The sequence below is a fragment of the Kribbella sp. NPDC050470 genome (assembly GCF_044458365.1).
Taxonomy (GTDB): Bacteria; Actinomycetota; Actinomycetes; order Propionibacteriales; family Kribbellaceae; genus Kribbella.
The window spans coordinates 1-18,118 of record NZ_JBITHV010000006.1; the positions used below are offsets into that span (position 1 = coordinate 1).

The following is an 18,118-nucleotide window of genomic DNA, read 5'->3' on the forward strand; positions in this document are numbered from 1 at the left end:
AGCGTTGCGCATCGGGGCCTGACCTTCGGAGGGATATCCGTTCGAGTTGTGGGTTCTCCTCTCGTCTGCGAGGGGAGAACCCACAAGCGAAGGGGCTATCCCCTCCCGCGGCGAGGGTGGGGGAGCTGAGGCGGGGCGGTCATGGCTGGGCTGGGTGGGGTTAGTTGAGGAGGCGGAGGGCGGTGAGGGTGTAGGTGCGGGTGGCGGTTAGTAGGTCGGCGATGGGGACTGACTCGTCGGCGCGGTGGGCTTGGGTGGTGACTGAGCCGGGGCCTAGGACGACGACGGGTACGGCGAGGTCTCGGGCGATGTAGCCGCCGTCGCAGGCGGCGGTCCAGCCGGCCAGGGGTACGTCGGGACCGCCAGCGTCGACGCGGGCCGCCTCGACCACCCGGACGAGGTCCGCGTCCGCGGGCGTCTCGAAGGCGGGCATCTCCATCGGCATGTCGAGCTCGACCGACAAGCCGCGGTCCTCGAGCCGCAATGCGGCCACGCGGGCGCGCAGATCGGAGAGTACGGCGGCCGGCGACTCAACCGGCAGCAGCCGCCGATCCGCCACGATCACGCACTCGGCGGGCACGATCGAGCCACCCGTACCGCCGTTGATCTGACCGACGCTCCACGTCGCCGGACCGAGCAACGGATGCGGGTCGGCAGCAAGCGACGTATGCAGCCGCTCGATCTCGGCCACCACCGCGGCGGCGCCGTAGATCGCGTTCGCCCCGTCGTCCGGGTTACCCGCGTGACAGGCCCGCCCATGGATCGCGACCCGCAGGTACGAGTCGCCCCGCGCCGCGATGATCGTCTGCAAATCCGTCGGCTCGGCAGTGATGCAGCCGGCAAACGCCCGCGGCCCACGCGCGACGTACGACCGGATCCCCTTGCCGGTCTCCTCCTCGTCGACCACCGCCGCGAGCTCGACCGGACCGCTCAGCCCGGCGCCGCGAAGGGCGGCCATCGCGACCAACGCAGCCGCCAGACCGCCCTTCATGTCCGACGCGCCACGCCCGTAGATGCGGCCGTCCTTCACGACACCGCCGTACGGGTCGACGGTCCAGCCATCGCCTACCGGTACGACGTCGGTGTGTCCGAGGATCAGCAACCCCGGACCGTTGCCCCGGGCAAGCGTGATGCTGAGGTTGTCCCGCCCGGGCTCGACCGTCGAGGTGACCACGTCGAGCCCGAGGTCACGCCCCGCCGCCGCGAGTACTGCGACGGTCGCGGCCTCCCCGCCGGGTGGGTTCTGTCCGGTTGCCTGCAGCAACTGACAGGTGAGCCGTACCAGCAGCTCCTCGTCGATCCGGTCGAGCACACTCTGTTCGGCGGGCGTCATGAGGACCAAGCTTAGGGCGACCCCGAAGCCAGGTACGCGCGCCAGCCGCCGAAGCTGGTGATGTCACGCGCTGGGACCGCGGCGTCCGCCGTACACACGAATCCTAGGATCCGCCGCCCGTCCGAGAGCTCGAGCGGCCCGATCGCCAGCGGCGGCTCGACCGTCTGCGCGAACCCGCCGAGTTCCGCCGCAGGCATGCTCCACACCTCCACTTCGATCCCGGGACCGGTCTCACGGGAAGGCGTCAGCCCGGGCCGCGGCCCCTCGACCAGATACATCCGGTACGACGAGGCCGTCCGCGCATTGAAGGCTAGCCGGGCGCCACGTCGTACCAGCTCCGCATTCAGAGGCTGGCCCGACAGATGAGCACCGGCTACCGCCAGCAGCACCTCGTCGTCGGCCGGCTCGGGTGGCGCGGTCTCCTCGCCGCACCACACGGCGGCGAGGTCGATCAGCACCCGATCGTGACCCGCCGGGGCGAGCAACTGGATGCCGAACGGCAGCCCGTCGGCCCGATCCGGCCCTGGGAAGGCGACCGCGCACAGGTCGAGCAGGTTGACCATGTTGGTGAACCGCCCGAGCCGGCTGTTCACGCCGATCGGGTCCGCCGCCACCTCGGCCAGTGTCGGATGTCCGTACGTCACCGGCAGCAACAACGCGTCGAGCTGCGTCCACAGGTGCTCGCTGGCCCGAGCGAGCGTGGCGAGTCGATCGAAGCCGGCGAAGGCGTCCGCCGCGGTCAGGATTGCCCCATTGTTGACAATCGACCGCACGGTCGGGTCCACCGCCGGATCGTCGTCCAGCTTGTCCCCGAACGCGAGCCACCGCTCAGCCAGCCACGGCCCGGAGTACAGCAACTCCGCCGCCTCGAGCAGCGGCCGCACATCCACCTTCACCACGTCCCCGAGCCGATCGACCTGACCGAGCGTCTCCTGCCACGCGGCCTCATGCAGCGGCTCCAGATCCAGATCCAAATCCGGTACGCCGATCACCGCGCGACCCAACGCCCGTCCGGAGACAACACCGGCCGACCGTGGCCCCAAGCGTGCAGCAGGCAGTGAAGGGGCACGCCGCGACCACGGGTCGTCCGGGTCGAAGGACACCATCACGTCGAAGGCGGCCCGCGCCGTACTGACCGTTCGCGCCATCACCGTGACGCAGTCGAGCGATCGGCACGCCGGTACGACGCCACGCGCCGACACGAGACCACGCGATGGTTTGATGCCGACAATCCGATTGAAGGCAACCGGCACCCGCCCGCTCCCGGCCGTGTCGGTGCCGAGCGCGAAGTCCACCTGCCCCGACGCCACCGCGACTGCACTGCCAGAGCTCGACCCACCCGACACGTGCTCCTCCGAGAACACCGAGTGACAAGCGCCGTACGGCGACCGCGTGCCGACCAACCCGGTCGCGTACTGGTCGAGATTCGTCTTCCCCAACGGAACGGCGCCCGCCTCGATCAACCGGTCGACCACGAATGCGTTCCGCTCGGCCGGCTGATCGTTGCGCGGATCGCCGGCAGTCGTCGGCACCCCGGCAAGGTCGATGTTGTCCTTCAGCGCGAACGTCAGGCCGTGCAGCTGTCCCGGCGCCGGCGCGACCGGGTCGACCCGGGTGATCCAGACGTTCACGCACCCCACCTCGCCCGCTCCGCCTCGAACGCGGCCCGCCGTCGGGCCCGCACTGTCGCGATATCCACAGGTGCCTCCTGTTCGATCCGGCGTACGTCGGCGATCGAGAAGGTCGCCGGGCTGACCCGCAGGTCGGCCCGCCCGGCCGCGAGCTCGGCCCGCTCGTGAGCAAGCTGCTCCGCACTCACCGGAGTGAATCTGATCAAGTCGAACTGCCGCAGCAACCACGGCTGCTCGTCGGCAGGCGACAACCGCCACACCGGGACGGTGCGCCCGACCAACTGGTACCCACCCGGCCCTTCCATCCCGTACACGCACAGGTAGATCCCGCCGATGCCGACCGCGTTCTGCGGCGTCCAGGTCCGGGCCGGGTTGTACTTCGTCGTCACCAGCCGGTGCCGCGGATCGATCGGTACGGCGACCGGCGCGCCGAGGTAGACGTCGCCCAGCCCGACCACCAGGTACGTCGCGGCCTGGACGATCTCGAACACCTCATCACGCTCGCCCAGATCGTTGACCCGCCGGATGAACTCCACGTTGTCCGGGCACCACGGCGCGTCCGGCCGCACCGACGTCGCGTACCGCCGCATCGCCTCGTGCGCCTCCGGGTGGTCGAACGCGATCGGCAGGATCACCTCGCGCGCAGGCAGCACCACCGTCTCCGGATCCGCCAGCCCGGCCGCGAGGAACGCGAGCCGCTCGGCCAGTTCGACCAGGCCGAGTCGATCCGAGTCCACGGCGACGAGGAGCGATCGCACACCCTCGACGATCTCGGCAACGCCCGCCGGCCGATCGTCCCGCAACGCCTGTGCCAGCAGGTGAATCCACACCCGCACAGTCAGGTCGAGCTCAGCCGGTCCGGCCTCGACCAGCAGATGCCGTTCGCCCGCACACCTGATGGTGTACGGCGGTACGCCGTCCGACCGATGCAGCACGTCCGGCCGCGCAGACCCACTGACTGGAGCCACCGCAGGCGCCGGTGTCTGACGGAGATCGGCCAGCCAAGCACGCCGTACGGCGATCGCCTCGGCGGCCGCATCCATAGACACGGGCACCAGCCGGACGGAGTCGCCGGCGCGCAGCTGACCGAGCATCCAGCGATCGGCCTCGATCACCACCGCGGGTACGACGAAGCCGCCGAGCGAAGGTCCGTCCTTGCCGACGATGACCGGGGTATCGCCGGACAGCATGATGCCGCCGACCGGGTATGCGGAGTCGTGCACGTTGGACGGGTGCAGACCCGCCTCGCCGCCGTCGGTCCGGGCCCATTGCGGTATCGGGCCGACGAGCCTGATCCCGGTGCGGTCCGAGCGATGGTCGACAATCCACTCGGTCCCGAAGAACACCTCGACGCCTTCGTCGGTCAGGTGGTCCGGAGCACCGTGTGGACCGGGGATCACCCGCATCTCCCAGCTGTTCGAGATGGTCGGCAGTTCGACCGAGATCGGGCTGAGCAGGTTCTCCCGTCGGCCCAGCGGTAGGTTGTCGCCGGCCGCGAGCGGTCGGCCCTCGTGACCGCCGAAACCGCCGAGCACAAAGGTGGATCGGCTACCCAGTACGCGCGGAACGTCCAGACCGCCTTCGATCGCGAGGTAGCCGCGCGTCCCAGGCCCGTCAAGCGGGCCGACATCCAGGACCGCGCCGGCCGGGAGCCGGACGACCATGCCGGGCCGCACGCGCAGGCCGTCGATTGTCGCATTGTTGACAGCGCCGCCGACGCAGACGAGTCGGTCCTCGTCGCACGTGAGTACCGGCCCGGCCAGGACGCACTCCAGACCTGCTGCGTTGTCGGGATTGCCGACTGCGGCGTTGATCAGCGCGAAGCTGAGTTCATCGGCCGCGCCGGAAGGCGGTACGCCGACATCCCACAGCCCGGGGCGGCCGGCTCGGTCCTGGACGGTCGTCTGGATTCCCGGGCTGGAGATCGTGATGATCGCCAACGTCACCACCAGCCCAGGAGCTGCACCGGCGTCGGGTTCCAGCCGTTGCAAGGATTGTTGACCTGCGGACAATTGCTGATCAGCACCAGGATGTCCCGGCTCGCGGTGATCTCGACGTACCTGCCCGGGGCGGACAGGCCGTCGTCGAACTTCAGGTCGCCGGCCGAGGTGACCGGCACGTTCATGAAGAAGTTGACATTGTGCGTGAGTTGGCGCTGGCCGATGCCGGCCTTCATGCCGTAGTACAGGAAGGTCTGGCGGCAGGCGTGCTGGTGTCGGGTGTGCTCGCCGTACCGGATGACGTTGCTCTCCTGCGAGCAGGCGCCGCCGACGGTGTCGTGCCGGCCGCAGGTGTCGCCGGTGATGACTGCGAGCTCGTCGAGCCTGGTCGAGAGCAGGCGGGATCCGGTCGTGAGGTAGACGGCGCGCTGTTCGCGGATCGTGTCGAAGGCGGAGTAGCGGTTGTCGATGTCGTGCGCGTCGTAGAACAGAGTGTCGACGGCCTGATTGCCGTGCAGGTCGACAATCCGCAACCGGCCGCCGGCCGGGACGGTGACGAGCGCGCCGTCGCCTGGTTGGACGACGGTGTCGAGCCCGGTGGTCGTGACCTCGCTGGTGGTCGTGTCGAGGACGGTCATGCGATCAACTCCCGGGTCAGCTCGAGTGCCCGCACTGCTTCTTCCCGCAACGGCGGGTCCGTCTGGTCAGCTGTGCCGAGCTGTACGGCGATCGCGCCGGACGGGCCGTCGGACATCGGGTGTGGCGCGGTGCAGATGAACACCAGGAGGTCCTGATCGGCCCGCAGTACGACGGTGTCCCCGGCTCGTGCGTGGTCGGGGACGAGTGTCAGCGAGGCGCGGTGGTCGTCGGCGATGGCCACCTTGGAGAAGAAGTTGATGCAGGCATGCAGGTCGGCCGGCCCGAGGCCGTGCTTCGCGAGCTCGATGAGCAGCAGCCGGTCGGGGAGCACCCCGGTCAAGCAGTCATGCCAATCGAGGCTGGACTCGACCACGGTCGCGAGGGCGAGACCGCGGTCGGACATCAGTACCATGCCGGCCCGAATCCGCGCCGACATCTGCGCCTTCAACGTGTCCGGAATGTTCAACCGATCAAGCCGATCGGCCCCCACAACAAGCAAGGACGCATTCGCCCCATCAGCAAGCGCAGTCAGCCTGAGACTGCGCCCCGCACGAACCGGAACCGACCACACCGCCCCACCGGGAACCTCACGGTTTGCCCGAGCGGGAGTCTCGCGGCTGGTGTCAGAGGAGTCCTCCTGGCCCGTGCCGGCGAGAGTTTCGTGGGTCATGCGCCGGCTCTTTCCGTCTCGGCGACGGCGGTGGGAGTCGCGGCCGGCACGTGGAGGCCGATGGAGGCGTGGTACGCCGTGCGCTGGGTGCGGTAGGCGATGACGCCGCCTACAGCGACGATGGTGAGGACGATCAGTGGGAGGTAGTGCAGGTACCAGCCCTCGCCTGCCGGGTCGTAGACCTCGGCGCGCGGCCAGCCCAGGTTGATTGCCATGGCAAGCCCGTAGGTGACCGCGATGATGTTGACAATCAGACCGAATCGGCCGAGCGAGAACAGTGGCTTCCCGTTCTCGTCGACGCCGGATGCGAGTCCGTTGCCGGTCAAGCGCCGTACCAGCAAGGGTGCGGTGACCATCAGGTACGCGACGTACAGCAGCATGATGCAGACGCTCGCGAGACCGAGGAACAGACCGGCGTTCCCCACGTTCACCAGCAGGCACACAGCGGCGAGAACCCCGGGCACGATCGTCGCGGCAACGGGGGTGCCGGTACGACGGGACACCTGACGCAGCAGCTCCGAAGCGGGCAGCACATTGTCGCGCGCCATCGAGAAGATCATCCGGGCCGCCGCGGTCTGGATCGCCAGCGTGCACACGCACACCGCGATCGCCACATCGAGCAGCAGCAGCTTCCCCGGCGCCGTGCCGAGCCGGCTGGTCAGCACGTACGGGAGCCCCTGGGTGGCAAGGTCGCCGTCAGTCAGCGACGGCGCGGCCATCAACGCCGCGACGATCAGGAACGCACCGCCGATCCCGGACGCGACGACCGCCCGGATGATCGTCCGTGGCGTGGTCGCGCGCGGCTTGTGCGTCTCCTCCGACAACTCACCCGCGCTGTCGAACCCGACCAGCACGTACGCCGCCATCAACGCCGAGATCAGCAGCGGTACGACGTAGCCGGTGCTGCTGTCGAGGCCCGTCGTGTGCAGTACGACGGACGGCCCGCGCTCGGCGTGCATTGTCAACAACACGACAATCAACACGACACCGACGAGCTCACACGTCACGCCGGCCGAGTTGACGATCGCGGTGATCCGCACGCTCGTCGCGTTGAGTAGTGTGGTCGCCGCGAGCAGCAGACATCCGAGTACGACGGCATTCGCAGCGCCATCGCGCGACGCGAGAGTGGAGTCGGTCCCGATCAGCTGGAAGCCGGACCAGACCGCGGGCAGCACGACCTGCAAAGCAATCGCGGCCGCGGCCAGCGTGATGATCTGCGCGATCACCATCGTCCAACCGGCGATCCAGCCGACGATCGCCCCGCCGAGGCGCCGCGCCCACTGGTAGATCGCGCCGGACAGGGGATAGCGCGCGGCCAGTTCGGCGAAGCACAGCGCGACCATCAGCTGGCCGGCCAGAACCGCGGGCCAGGTCCAGAAGAACGCCGTACCGCCGAAGCCGAAACCCAGCCCGAACAGCTGGAACACCGTGGTCAGGATCGACACGAACGAGAAGCCGGCAGCGAACGACGCGTAGCTGCCGACCCGGCGCGAGAGCTGCTGGGTGTAGCCGAAGCGGCCCAGGTCCTCTGCGCTTGGTGAGGTCAGTGTTTCAGGGGTGGCTGACATTCCGGCCTCCGTCGGATCGGCCCGGAATGCACACGGCAACCCGGGGCCTTCAAGGCCTCCCGGGCTTTTGTCCCGCCGTGGAACGGCGCCGTCGCGAACAGCGCCGCCTCCCCTCTCGGACCAGTCCTGCCGGTGCCGGCAGCGGAACCCTAGGGGCGCCCCGCCAACGTCGGCGGGTCCCGTTCAGTTCAGGGCGTGCGGGTTTCAGCGGCGCGCGTGGTGTGTAACACCTGCGTAAACGAATCCTCTCAGTCGCCCTGGCCTGTTGAGAGAACTGCGTGAGGAGTTGCCTAGGGCAACAGTTTGTCGGCGGCGCGGCGCAGGCGAGCGACGCCCTCGTGGATGCGGTCTGGTGGCGTGGAGGCGAAGCACAGCCGGAGGGCGTCGGTGAAGCGTCCGGTGGGGGAGAAGGCCGGGCCGGGGATGAACGCGACGCCTTCGGCGAGCGCGATCTCGAACAACTCCGCGGTGTTGACGCCGTTCTCGAGCGTCACCCAGAGGAAGAAGCCGCCCTCGGGATCGGTCCACCGGGCGATGTCGCCGAAGTGTTCCTGCAGTGCCGCGTGCATCGCTTCCTTGCGTCGCTTGTACTGCGCGCGCTGCGTGACCAGGTGCTCCTCGAGATGCCCGCCCTGCAGGAACCCGGCGAGCAGCCGCTGGGCCGGCAGGTTCGTGCAGGTGTCCATCGCCTGCTTCGCGTTGATCAGCAGCGGCTGGAGCTCGGGATCGGTGTCGACCCACCCCACTCGTAGTCCGGGCGCGACGATCTTTGAGAACGTGCGTACGGCGAACACCAGCGGATCGCCGGCCGCGAGTTGTCGGATTGTCGGCAATGGATCGCCGGCGAACCGCAGCAGTCCGTACGGATCGTCGTCGATCACCATCGAGCCCCAGGAACGGGCCAGCTCGAGGAGCCGGTGACGTCGCTCGAGGGAGAGGGTTGCGCCGGACGGGTTCTGGAACGTCGGGATGGTGTAGATCGCCTTCGGCCGGCGTCCGTCGAGGAGCCGTTCGAGGTCGTCGACCATCATGCCGTCGTCGTCGACCGGGATCTCCAGCAGTTCGGCGCCGTACGAGAGTGCGGTCGCGCTGCCGTTCGTGTACGTCGGCGACTCGACGACGACCAGGTCGCCGGGGTCGACGAAGAGCTTGCAGAACAGGTCGAGGCCCTGCATCCCGCCGGCGGTGATGGTGAGGCGGTCGGCGGTGGTCTCGTCGCTGGTGCCGCGGAGCGTCTCCAGGAGTGCCTCGTGGAGCGGCGGGTCCCCTTCGGTGGCGGCGTAGTCGTACGCGTCGGCGCGGCTGAGTTGGTCGGCGGCGATGCCGGCGAGGATTGCCGACGGAACGGCCTCGGCGGCGGGGGAGCCCATGGCGAACCGGACGATGTCGTGGGTCTGCTTGTGCAGCAGCGACGTGCTCGAGTCGATCACCGAGCCGACGAGTCCGGTGACGCGCTCGGCGTACGGGAGAGTCTTCACTGCATCGCCACGGGTTTCCTGCGTCACCTGGCTACCTCCTGATCGTCAGTTCGTGGGACAGGCCGGCCAGTCGCTCGACGCCGTCGTCGGTGACCACGATCGGCTCGGACAGCTCGTATCCCCAGCCGTCCATCCACATCCCGAGAATCACGTGGAACGCCATCCCGGCCTGGAGCACGGTGCTCTCGCCGGGGCGCAGGCTCACCGTGCGCTCACCCCAGTCGGGCGGGTAGCCGATGCCGATCGAGTACCCGATCCGCGAGTCCTTCACCAACCCGTGCGCGGCGATCACGTCGTTGAAGGCGGCGTGTACGACGCTGCCGGTGACACCTGGTCGGATTGTCGACAACGTGGCGCGCATCCCGTCGGCCACGACCTTCGCCGTCTCGCGCAACCGCTGGGGTGGGTCGCCGAGCATCACCGTGCGGGCGAGCGGAGCGTGGTAGCGGCCGAACACGCCGGCCAGCTCGATCGTGGTCGCCTCGCCGGCGCGGAACGGGCGGTCGGTCCAGGTGAGATGCGGCGTACCGGCTGCTTCACCGGTGGGCAGCATCGGGACGATCGCCGGGTAGTCGCCTCCGTGTTCCGGGGTGCCGATCGCCTGGGCGGCCATGATCTCGGCGACCAGGTCGCACTGCCGGCGGCCGGGGCGGAGTTGCTCGAGGGCGATCCGCATCGCCTGCGCGGCGATCGAACCGGCGATCCGGAGTTGGCGCAGTTCGTGCGGTGACTTGACCAGCCGGATCCAGTTCACCAGCTCGGCCGAGTCGACCAGCTGGTGCCCGGGCAGACCGTTGCCGAGGGCAAGGTACGCGCGGGCGGAGAAGTAGTGCGCGTCCCCCTCGATGCCGACGTCGCCGCCAGGCTCGATGAGATCGCGGATGCCGACGGCGATCCAGTCGTACGGGTGGACGTCGGGGCGGTGGACGAGGTCCTCCGGGTAGCCGTGGATCTGGTCCGCGGGCAGGTTGCAGGTGTACGCCGCCCCCGCTGCGTCCATCGCCCGCGCGAACAGCTGCGGCTCCCCGTCGGCCGGCACGAGGAGGCACTGCGGGGTGTAGAACGACCAAGCGTCGTACCCGGTCAGGTAGAAGAGGTTCGCCGGATCGCTGACCACTAGGGCTACGAGCCCCCGCTCAGCCATCGCCGCCCGAACCCGCCGCAGCCGGCCGGCGTACTCACCCGGCTCGACCGCCTGCTCCAGCAGGTCCGGCACACCCTCACCCCTGTCGATTGCAGATTGTCAACAATACGACGGAGCTTAACCGCAGACGCGGGGGAGGAGAAGCCCCGAATGACCGGTTGCTGCCACGACCCAGCGCGATGCGGTTGGCGAACCAGACTGGGGCGATGGCGACGTGTGACTTCTGCAATGAGAAGACCGACGCGGGGACCCGGTACGCGGCCCGGGCGGTGCAGCAGGCGGGCATGAGCGGGTTCCGTCCGTCCGGGCTGGCCGGAATGGATGCCGTGGCTCGAAACCTGGGGCTGACCAACCTCGATCCTGCTCGCGAGTGGCTCACCCAGGTAATGGCCGACCAAACAGACTGGCTCGCCTGCCCAACCTGCGCCGGGCAATTGGAGCAGTACCTGACCGCGGGAGGACACCCTGGGGCACCGTCGCCGTCGTCCGTGCGGTCGTCGGGGGCCTCGCGGGCTGACGTGGGGGCAGGGTCAGGTCGGTCCGGGTACGGCAGTGGAGTTCCGGGGGTCGGCGAGGTGCCTGGGCGGTGGGGCAGGGTTGTTGGGTGGGTGGCGGCTCTGGTTGTGGTCGGGGCGACGGTTTGGTTCTTGCTGGTCAGGTGAGGAGGCTTTGGCCGGGGCCTATGGGGGTGTGGGCGGTTAGGGAGAGGGCGGACCACATGGTGACTTGGTTGGCGGTGAGGACTGGTTTGCCGAGGAGGGCTTCCAGGCCGGGGATGACGTCGTACGTGGGGAGGTTGGTGCAGCTGATGAAGATTGCCTCGGCGGAGCTCGTGTCCATGCTGCGGACGAGTTCGACGATCGCCTCGTAGGGGACGGTCCAGATCTGGGCGATGAGTCCGAGGCCCGCGGTGGCGACCACCTCGACTCCGGCTTCGGCGAGGAAGGCGGTCAGCAGGGCGGTGAGGTCGTCCGTGTACGGCGTGACCGTCGCGATCCGGTTGATGCCGAGGTGACGCAAGGCGAGCAGCAGCGCGCCACTCGTCGTCACCGCGGCCGGCGCACCGGCGGCGACCATTGCGTCGACGAGCGCGACCTCCCCGGCGAGCCCACCGACGAAACTGCCCGAGGTGCAGGCGTAGGCAACAGCGAGCGGCGCCACCGGCAGGATGTCGGTCGCGGCGCGCGCGATCAGCTCCGGATCCGAGATGTGCACGGCCATCTCGAGGGTCGCGGCGAGCGGTGCGTACGGCGTCCGGGTGAGATGCAGCGTGACGTCGTCCGGGACCCATCGCCACAGCTCGCGATCGAGCGCGAAGTCGTACGGCGCGACCACGCCGATGCCCGTCTGCAGCAGCGGAGGCGTCGACGCCGGCAGCGGGTGGGTGGAGGGGCGGAGCGTCATGAGAGTCAGTGTGCGACCGGGGCGGCCAGGACAGCAAGAGATTGTTGACAATCCTACGGTTCGGTTCCTAGCCTCGATGGGTGCCTGCCCCCACTGAGCGTCCTGTCGTCACGGTGCTCTGCGAGCAGGCCACCGACCGGCCGCCCGGGCTGGAGGACCTGGACGGGGTCGAGTTCCGGTACTGCGATGCGGCGGGGCTGCGGGAGGCAGTTCGAGGGGCGAGGGCCTTGCTGCTGTGGGACTACTTCTCGAAGGCCGTCAACGAGGTCTGGGACGACGCGGGCGCGCTGGAGTGGATCCATGTGACTGCGGCTGGCGTGGACACGTTGTTGTTCGACGAGCTGCGCGACTCTGATGTGATTGTCACCAATGCGCACGGGGTGTTCGATCGGCCGATTGCGGAGTACGTGCTTGGTGCGGTGATCGCCCATGCGAAGGACAGTCGGACGAGCTTCGAGCTGCAAAGCCGGCACGAGTGGCGGCACCGCGAGACACGAAGCGTGCGCGGCGCCAAAGCGCTGGTCGTCGGCACCGGCGGCATCGGCCGCGAGATCGCCCGCCTACTCAAAACCGTAGACGTCCAGGTCCGCGGCGCCGGCCGAGTAGCCCGCATACCCCACCCCGACTTCGGTGAGGTGGTTGCCAGCAGCAACCTCGCTCAAGAGGTCGCCGACGTCGACTACCTGGTGCTCGCGGCACCCCTGACCACCGCCACTCGCGGGCTCGTCGGCGCGGAGGTGCTTGCTGCGATGAAGGGGGGTGCGCATCTGATCAATATTGCGAGGGGGCCGATTGTGGAGGAGGCGGCACTGCTGAAAGCCTTGCAGGGCGGGCGGATCACCGCGACGCTCGATGTCTTCGATCGCGAGCCGCTGCCACCCGAGCACCCGCTCTGGGACGCGCCCGGCGTCACGATCACCGCGCACATGTCCGGCGATGTGCTCGGCTGGCGGGAGACGCTCGCCAACCAGTTCGCCGCCAACCTGCACCGCTGGCTCGCCCGCGACCAACTGCTCAACGTGGTGGACAAGAAGCTCGGCTACATCCCCTCGGGAGCCCGATGACCCAGCCAGACAACTTCACCCCGGCCGCCGACCTGCTCGAAGGCTTCCGCGCCGGCACGATCTCCCCGGTGGAGGCCACCCAAGCCGCCCTCCAAGCCATCGACCGGTACGACGAAGACGTCAACGCCTTCGTCCTCGTCGACGCCGAAGGCGCGCTCGCCGCGGCCAAGGAGTCGGAGGTCAGGTGGCACCGAGGCGAGCCGCTCGGCCCGGGCGACGGAGTCCCCACGTCGATCAAGGACGCGTTGTGGACCAAGGGCTGGCCGACGCTTCGCGGCAGCACGATGATCGACGAGGCCGGCCCGTGGGACGAGGACGCTCCCGCAGTGGCGCGCCTCCGCGAGACCGGCGCCGTGATCCTTGGCAAAACGACGACCCCCGAGTATTCCTGGAAGGGCGTCACCGACTCCCACAAGTACGGCGCGACCGGCAACCCCTGGGATCCGTCGAAGACCTCCGGCGGCTCGAGCGGGGGTTCGGCGACCGCGGTCGGGCTCGGCATGGGCGCGTGGTCGCTCGGCACCGACGGCGGCGGCTCCGTCCGGATCCCCGCCGCGTTCACGGGCACCGTTGCGCTCAAACCGACGTACGGGCTGATTCCGCTGTTCCCGCCGAGTGCGTTCGGCACGTTGTCGCATGCCGGACCGATGACGCGGACCGTCCGGGACAACGCCGCGCTGCTCGATGTCGTGTCCGGATTCGATGCGCGTGACTGGTCGGCGATGCCGACACCGAGTACGTCGTTCCTGTCCGGGATCGACGACGGGGTTGCCGGATTGAAGATTGCCTTCTCGTCCGATCTTGGGTTTGTCGACAATCAGACGGAAGTCGAGTCACTGGTCCGGGCTGCCGTCGACGTGCTCGCCGACGCCGGAGCCGAGGTGACCGAGGTCGATCCCGGCTTCGCGGATCCGGTCGACGCGTTCAACGTGTTGTGGTGGTCGGGTGCGGCCAAGGTGCTGTCGGCGTACACGGTCGACGACCGGGTCGATCCCGGACTGCGCCGGGTCGCCGAGCTCGGGTCGTCGTACTCGGCGTCCGACTTCCTCGATGCGACCGCGGCCCGGATGGAGCTCGGGCTGCTGATGGGCCGGTTCCACGAGCAGTACGACGTACTCATCACGCCGACCCTCCCGATCACGGCGTTCCTCATCGGACAGGACGTGCCCGACGGCTGGTCGTCACCGGACTGGACGAGCTGGACGCCGTACACCTATCCGTTCAACCTCACCCAGCAGCCGGCGCTCAGCGTGCCCTGCGGGTTCACGTCGGCCGGGCTGCCGGTCGGCCTGCAGGTGGTCGCGCCTCGGCACCAGGACGCGCTCACGCTGCGAGTCGGCCAGGCATACCAGGCGGCCACCGATTGGCACACGCGGACACCGACCTTGGAGGCACGTTGAGCAGGTTCGTCACCGTCCGTCTGGACAAGCGCGGCGTGAGTTGTATGGCCAAACTGCTCGACGACGTCGCACCGCGGACCTGCGCGGCCGTGTGGGATGCGTTGCCGTTGTCGGCGCCTGTCTTCCACGGCAAGTACGCCCGGAACGAGATCTACACGTTGCTGCCCGCCTTCGCGTCGGCGGACCCGGGGAAGGAGAACACCACGGTCACCCCGATCCCCGGGGACCTGTGCTGGTTCTCGTTCGACTCCGACGATCTGGGCAATCCGGCGTACGGGTACGAGAACAGCACCGGGACCGGGACGACCGGGGCGATCGTCGACCTCGCGGTGTTCTACGGGCGGAACAACCTGCTGATCAACGGTGATCAGGGCTGGGTGCCCGGCAACGTCTTCGGCGCCGTCACCGAGAACCTCGAGGAGTTCGCCGCGGCCTGCCAGGACCTGTGGATGGGCGGAGCCCGCGGCGAAACCCTCACCTTCACCCGCCTCGACTGAGCGAGTGGCCGGCCGGCGACCTGCCCGGCCTAGAGGCCCTTCCGGAAGCCTTCCCGCCAGGAGGCGTACCCCGGCTCCCAGTCGAAGGTCTTCTGGGCCAGCGTGTTGTCCACGCCCCGGATCGTCGTGAACGCAGCCACCCCGGTGTCACCGATCGCCAGCCGCGCCAGCCACACCGGGATCCGCCGCGGCGGCTTCGCGCCGAGAATCCGAGCGAACTCGGGCAGCCACACCGAAGCCGCAGCCGGGTCGTCGTCGGCGATCTGGTAGATCCCCGTCGCGTCGCTCTCGATCGCCTTCACCGTCACGTCGGCCGCGTCGTCGTAGTGGATGAACGACCAGACCCCGGCGCCGTTGCCGACCAGCGGCAGCTTGCGCTTCCGGATCATCTCGACGATCGACCCGCCCTTGCCGATGTCGCCGGTCGGCCCGTAGAAGGCGGCGTACCGCAGGGCGACCCCTTCGATCCCGTCGGCTGAAGTGACGGCCGACTCGAGGTGCTTGATCCCGGCCATCGTCTGCCGTTGCGCCGGCACCGGGTCGGGGTCGAGCGGGTCCGCCTCGGTCTTCGTCGCGGATCCTTCTTGGAGCATGTTCCAGCCGGCGTACGACTGGACGACGAACCGTCGTACGCCGGCAGCCTGGGAGGCGGCGAGGAGGTGGTCGGTGCCCTCGGTGCGCAGCCGGTTCGTCAGCGCGAAGCTCTGGTCGAACTTCTTGAAGTCGATCCCGCCCTTGAGCGCCGTCATCTGGTGTACGACGACCTCCGGCCGGACCGCATCCACGGCTGCCATCACCGCGGCCGCGTCGAGTCCGTCGGCCAGGACGACGTCTGCGCCCTGTGCACGCACGCCCGCCGCGCCCGACTCCGACCGGATCATCCCGGTCACCTCGTGCCCGGCCGCGATCAGCTTCGGTACCAGCGATCGGCCCAGTCCGCCGGTCGCACCTGCCACCAACACCTTCATGAGATTCCTCCGTTATTCGTCGTCAACCCGGAGGACACGCGCACCCGCCGGGTTGTGACTGTGACGGAGGTCACTCCGATTGCAGCGTGAACGAAGTCGGTCCGAAGGAGACGTTCAGTTCGACGTCGAGGGTCATCGAGTCGCCGCTCTCGCGGCAGGTCGCGGTAGCGACGAACGGGGTGTCGAGCCAGCGGAAGGTCGCGACGAACGCGTCGCCGTCGCCGTACGCGCTGGTCACGATCCGCTGCCCCGGCTCGGCGCCCCGAGATGGGCTCCGCTGCTCACGCCACTCACCGGCCGCGCACACAACCTCATGCGGGGCATCGGAATCGAAGGTGAACGTCCCAGTCCCGTCCGGGTCGAGCCGGATCGTGGTCAGGCCGGCGTCGTTCTTCGCGAAGCGGTAGGTCTGTCCGCTCCCGCCGCGCGGCGCCGGGCCGGCCGGCGGCAGCAACGCCAGCCGCGAAGGCCGAGCCGCCGGCGTGACCTCCTTGCCCTCGAGCACCGGAAGCAAGTGCTCCCAGACCGTGTCCAGGACGGCCTGCATGTCGAACGTCGCACCCGTGACGATGAGCGCCGCGTCGTACGACGGGAAGATCAAGCAGAACTGGCCGAACGCGCCGTCGCCACGATAGGTGCCGTGCCGGCCGCGCCAGAACTGGAAGCCGTACCCCTGCTTCCAGTCCGGGTTCTCCTCGGTGTCGTTGGCAACCTGCCTCGACGTCGCGGCCTCGAACCACTCGGCCGGGACCAGCTGCTTGCCTTCCCAGACGCCGTGCTGCAGCAGCAGCTGCCCGAAGCCGGCCAACGACTCGGTGTTGAGGGACAGGCCCCAACCGCCGGTGGTGATGTCCTCCGCCGACACCTGCCAGGTCGCCTCAGTCGCGCCGAGCGGCTCGAACAGCCGCGGCTTCAGGTAGTCGACCAGCTTCTCGCCGGTCAGCCGTTGCAGGATCGCGGACAGCATGTACGTCGCGCCGCTGTTGTAGACGAACACCGTGCCCGGCTCGTGCTCGACGTCGAGGCCGAGAAAGATCTTCACCATCCGGCGGTCCCGGGTGAGCGCCTCGACGGTGTCCTGGCCGTGGCCGGACGTCATGGTCAGCAGGTGCCGGACCTTCATCGCGGCCAGGTTGTCGCTGATCGTCTCCGGCAGCTCGTCGGCGTCGAAGAACGAGATCACCGGGTCGTCGAGCGACAGCAGCCCGGCGTCGATCGCGAGCCCGACCGCGGTCGAGGTGAAGCTCTTCGACACCGAGAACAACGCGTGCGGATCGCTCAGCCGGTACGGCGACCACTCCTCCTCGAGGACCACGTGACCGTGCCGCAGCAGCATCACGGTCTGGATCTCCTGGGCGGACGAGTCCAGCGCGGCGACGAATGTGTCGAGAGCGGTGCTGGATAGTCCCTGGGTTTCTGGGGTACTCCGTGGAAGGCTGCTCACTCCGAGCACGCTATCCCCCCGAACGGACAAAATCAGGTGAGTTCCGCCCGTCGAGCAGCTGTCATCCTCAACCCGGTGAAAGTGCCGGACGTCGAGGAGTTCCGTCGTACCGTCGACCAGGCGCTCACCGAGCGCGGGTTCGACGACTCGCTGTGGCTCGAGACCACCGAGGACGACGCCGGGTCGACGATGGCCAAGCGTGCGATCGACGAGCCCGCCGACCTGGTCGTCGTGGCCGGCGGGGACGGCACGGTGCGCGTGGTCTGCGCCGAGCTGGCCCGCAGCGGGATCCCGGTGGCGGTGCTGCCGGCCGGGACCGGCAACCTGCTGGCCCGCAACCTCGGCATCTCACTCGACCTCGAGATCGCACTGACCGAGCTGCTCGGCGGCAACGAGCAGCGGATCGACAGCGTCGAGATCGAAGGCGACGAGCTGCCGACGGACCGCTTCGTGGTGATGGCCGGCCTCGGGCTGGACGCCGCGATCATCGCGGACGCACCCGACCAGCTGAAGAAGCGGGTCGGGTGGGCCGCGTACGTCGTCGCGACGCTGAAGAACCTCAACCACCCGTTCGTCCGGGTCGAGATCATCGTCGACGGCGAGCCGCCGGTACGGCGCCGCGCGCGGACCGTGGTGATCGGCAACGTCGGGACCCTGCAGGCGAACATCCCGCTGCTGCCGGACGCCGTACCGGACGACGGGCTGATCGACGCCGTCGTCCTCGCGCCGCGCCGGATCAGCCAGTGGCCGCGGCTCGCGGCGAGCCTGGTGGTGAAGCGCCTGCGTGAACGCCACGTCGAGCGCTTCACCGGCAAGCGGATCCAGGTGACGGCCGCCAAGACCGTACGACGCCAACTCGACGGCGACACGATCGCCGACGGCCGCACCCTGAGCGCCTCGGTCGACCCCGAGGCCCTGATCGTCCGCATCCCCTGAGG

At 69.0% G+C, this 18,118-nt stretch carries 15 protein-coding genes and 1 riboswitch; of the genes, 4 read left to right on the forward strand and 11 right to left on the reverse strand.

What is annotated here, in order from left to right:
- Positions 1-160: 160 nt before the first annotated feature.
- The 9 genes from ACIBGM_RS18150 to ACIBGM_RS18190 form a co-directional block, all read right to left on the reverse strand.
- Positions 161-1,333 (reverse strand): M20 family metallopeptidase, encoded by a 1,173-nt coding sequence (locus tag ACIBGM_RS18150; RefSeq protein WP_396386227.1) that lies wholly within the window; start codon positions 1,331-1,333, stop codon positions 161-163.
- 11 nt (positions 1,334-1,344) lie between these two features.
- Positions 1,345-2,964, reverse strand: a complete 1,620-nt coding sequence (atzF, locus tag ACIBGM_RS18155; RefSeq protein ID WP_396386228.1) for an allophanate hydrolase — start codon at positions 2,962-2,964, stop codon at positions 1,345-1,347.
- On the reverse strand, positions 2,961-4,955 hold the full coding sequence (locus ACIBGM_RS18160; RefSeq protein WP_360535506.1) for a 5-oxoprolinase/urea amidolyase family protein: 1,995 nt from the start codon (positions 4,953-4,955) through the stop codon (positions 2,961-2,963). Before ACIBGM_RS18160 ends, atzF begins: the two co-directional genes overlap by 4 nt.
- Positions 4,907-5,542: an urea amidolyase associated protein UAAP2 gene (locus ACIBGM_RS18165; protein WP_360535504.1), complete on the reverse strand. Its 636-nt coding sequence runs from the start codon at positions 5,540-5,542 to the stop codon at positions 4,907-4,909. Before ACIBGM_RS18165 ends, ACIBGM_RS18160 begins: the two co-directional genes overlap by 49 nt.
- Entirely contained in the window at positions 5,539-6,213 is a 675-nt protein-coding gene (locus ACIBGM_RS18170; RefSeq protein ID WP_360535502.1) for a DUF1989 domain-containing protein, read from the reverse strand. Before ACIBGM_RS18170 ends, ACIBGM_RS18165 begins: the two co-directional genes overlap by 4 nt.
- Positions 6,210-7,781, reverse strand: coding sequence for an amino acid permease (locus ACIBGM_RS18175; protein WP_360535500.1), 1,572 nt, complete (start codon positions 7,779-7,781; stop codon positions 6,210-6,212). Before ACIBGM_RS18175 ends, ACIBGM_RS18170 begins: the two co-directional genes overlap by 4 nt.
- A gap of 54 nt (positions 7,782-7,835) precedes the next feature.
- Positions 7,836-7,945: riboswitch (guanidine-I (ykkC/yxkD leader) on the reverse strand.
- 126 nt (positions 7,946-8,071) lie between these two features.
- Positions 8,072-9,286 (reverse strand): PLP-dependent aminotransferase family protein, encoded by a 1,215-nt coding sequence (locus tag ACIBGM_RS18180; RefSeq protein WP_360535498.1) that lies wholly within the window; start codon positions 9,284-9,286, stop codon positions 8,072-8,074.
- A 4-nt stretch (positions 9,287-9,290) separates the two neighbouring features.
- Positions 9,291-10,475, reverse strand: a complete 1,185-nt coding sequence (locus ACIBGM_RS18185; protein WP_396386229.1) for a M24 family metallopeptidase — start codon at positions 10,473-10,475, stop codon at positions 9,291-9,293.
- 582 nt (positions 10,476-11,057) lie between these two features.
- Positions 11,058-11,807, reverse strand: coding sequence for an Asp/Glu racemase (locus ACIBGM_RS18190; protein WP_396386230.1), 750 nt, complete (start codon positions 11,805-11,807; stop codon positions 11,058-11,060).
- 113 nt (positions 11,808-11,920) lie between these two features.
- Between ACIBGM_RS18190 and ACIBGM_RS18195 the strand changes: the two genes are divergently transcribed.
- The 3 genes from ACIBGM_RS18195 to ACIBGM_RS18205 are packed head-to-tail and all read left to right on the forward strand — an operon-like array spanning position 11,921 to position 14,768.
- Positions 11,921-12,871: a D-2-hydroxyacid dehydrogenase gene (locus ACIBGM_RS18195; RefSeq protein WP_396386231.1), complete on the forward strand. Its 951-nt coding sequence runs from the start codon at positions 11,921-11,923 to the stop codon at positions 12,869-12,871.
- Positions 12,868-14,271 carry an amidase gene (locus tag ACIBGM_RS18200; RefSeq protein ID WP_396386232.1) on the forward strand — a complete coding sequence of 468 codons (1,404 nt, stop codon included), beginning with the start codon at positions 12,868-12,870 and terminating at the stop codon, positions 14,269-14,271. Before ACIBGM_RS18195 ends, ACIBGM_RS18200 begins: the two co-directional genes overlap by 4 nt.
- A complete protein-coding gene (locus tag ACIBGM_RS18205) occupies positions 14,268-14,768 on the forward strand; it encodes a DUF3830 family protein (protein WP_360535488.1) in 501 nt (166 codons plus the stop codon). The genes ACIBGM_RS18200 and ACIBGM_RS18205 overlap by 4 nt, the downstream gene beginning before the upstream one ends.
- A gap of 29 nt (positions 14,769-14,797) precedes the next feature.
- Here the strand turns inward: ACIBGM_RS18205 and ACIBGM_RS18210 are convergent, their stop codons facing one another.
- Both ACIBGM_RS18210 and ACIBGM_RS18215 read right to left on the reverse strand, forming a co-directional pair.
- Complete coding sequence (locus ACIBGM_RS18210; RefSeq protein ID WP_360535486.1) at positions 14,798-15,736, reverse strand: NAD(P)-dependent oxidoreductase; 939 nt, start codon at positions 15,734-15,736, stop codon at positions 14,798-14,800.
- A gap of 70 nt (positions 15,737-15,806) precedes the next feature.
- A complete protein-coding gene (locus tag ACIBGM_RS18215; protein WP_360535484.1) occupies positions 15,807-17,180 on the reverse strand; it encodes a serine hydrolase in 1,374 nt (457 codons plus the stop codon).
- A gap of 75 nt (positions 17,181-17,255) precedes the next feature.
- On the opposite strand from ACIBGM_RS18215, the gene ACIBGM_RS18220 reads away from it, so the two are divergent.
- Positions 17,256-18,116, forward strand: coding sequence for a diacylglycerol/lipid kinase family protein (locus ACIBGM_RS18220; RefSeq protein ID WP_396386233.1), 861 nt, complete (start codon positions 17,256-17,258; stop codon positions 18,114-18,116).
- Positions 18,117-18,118: the final 2 nt, after the last annotated feature.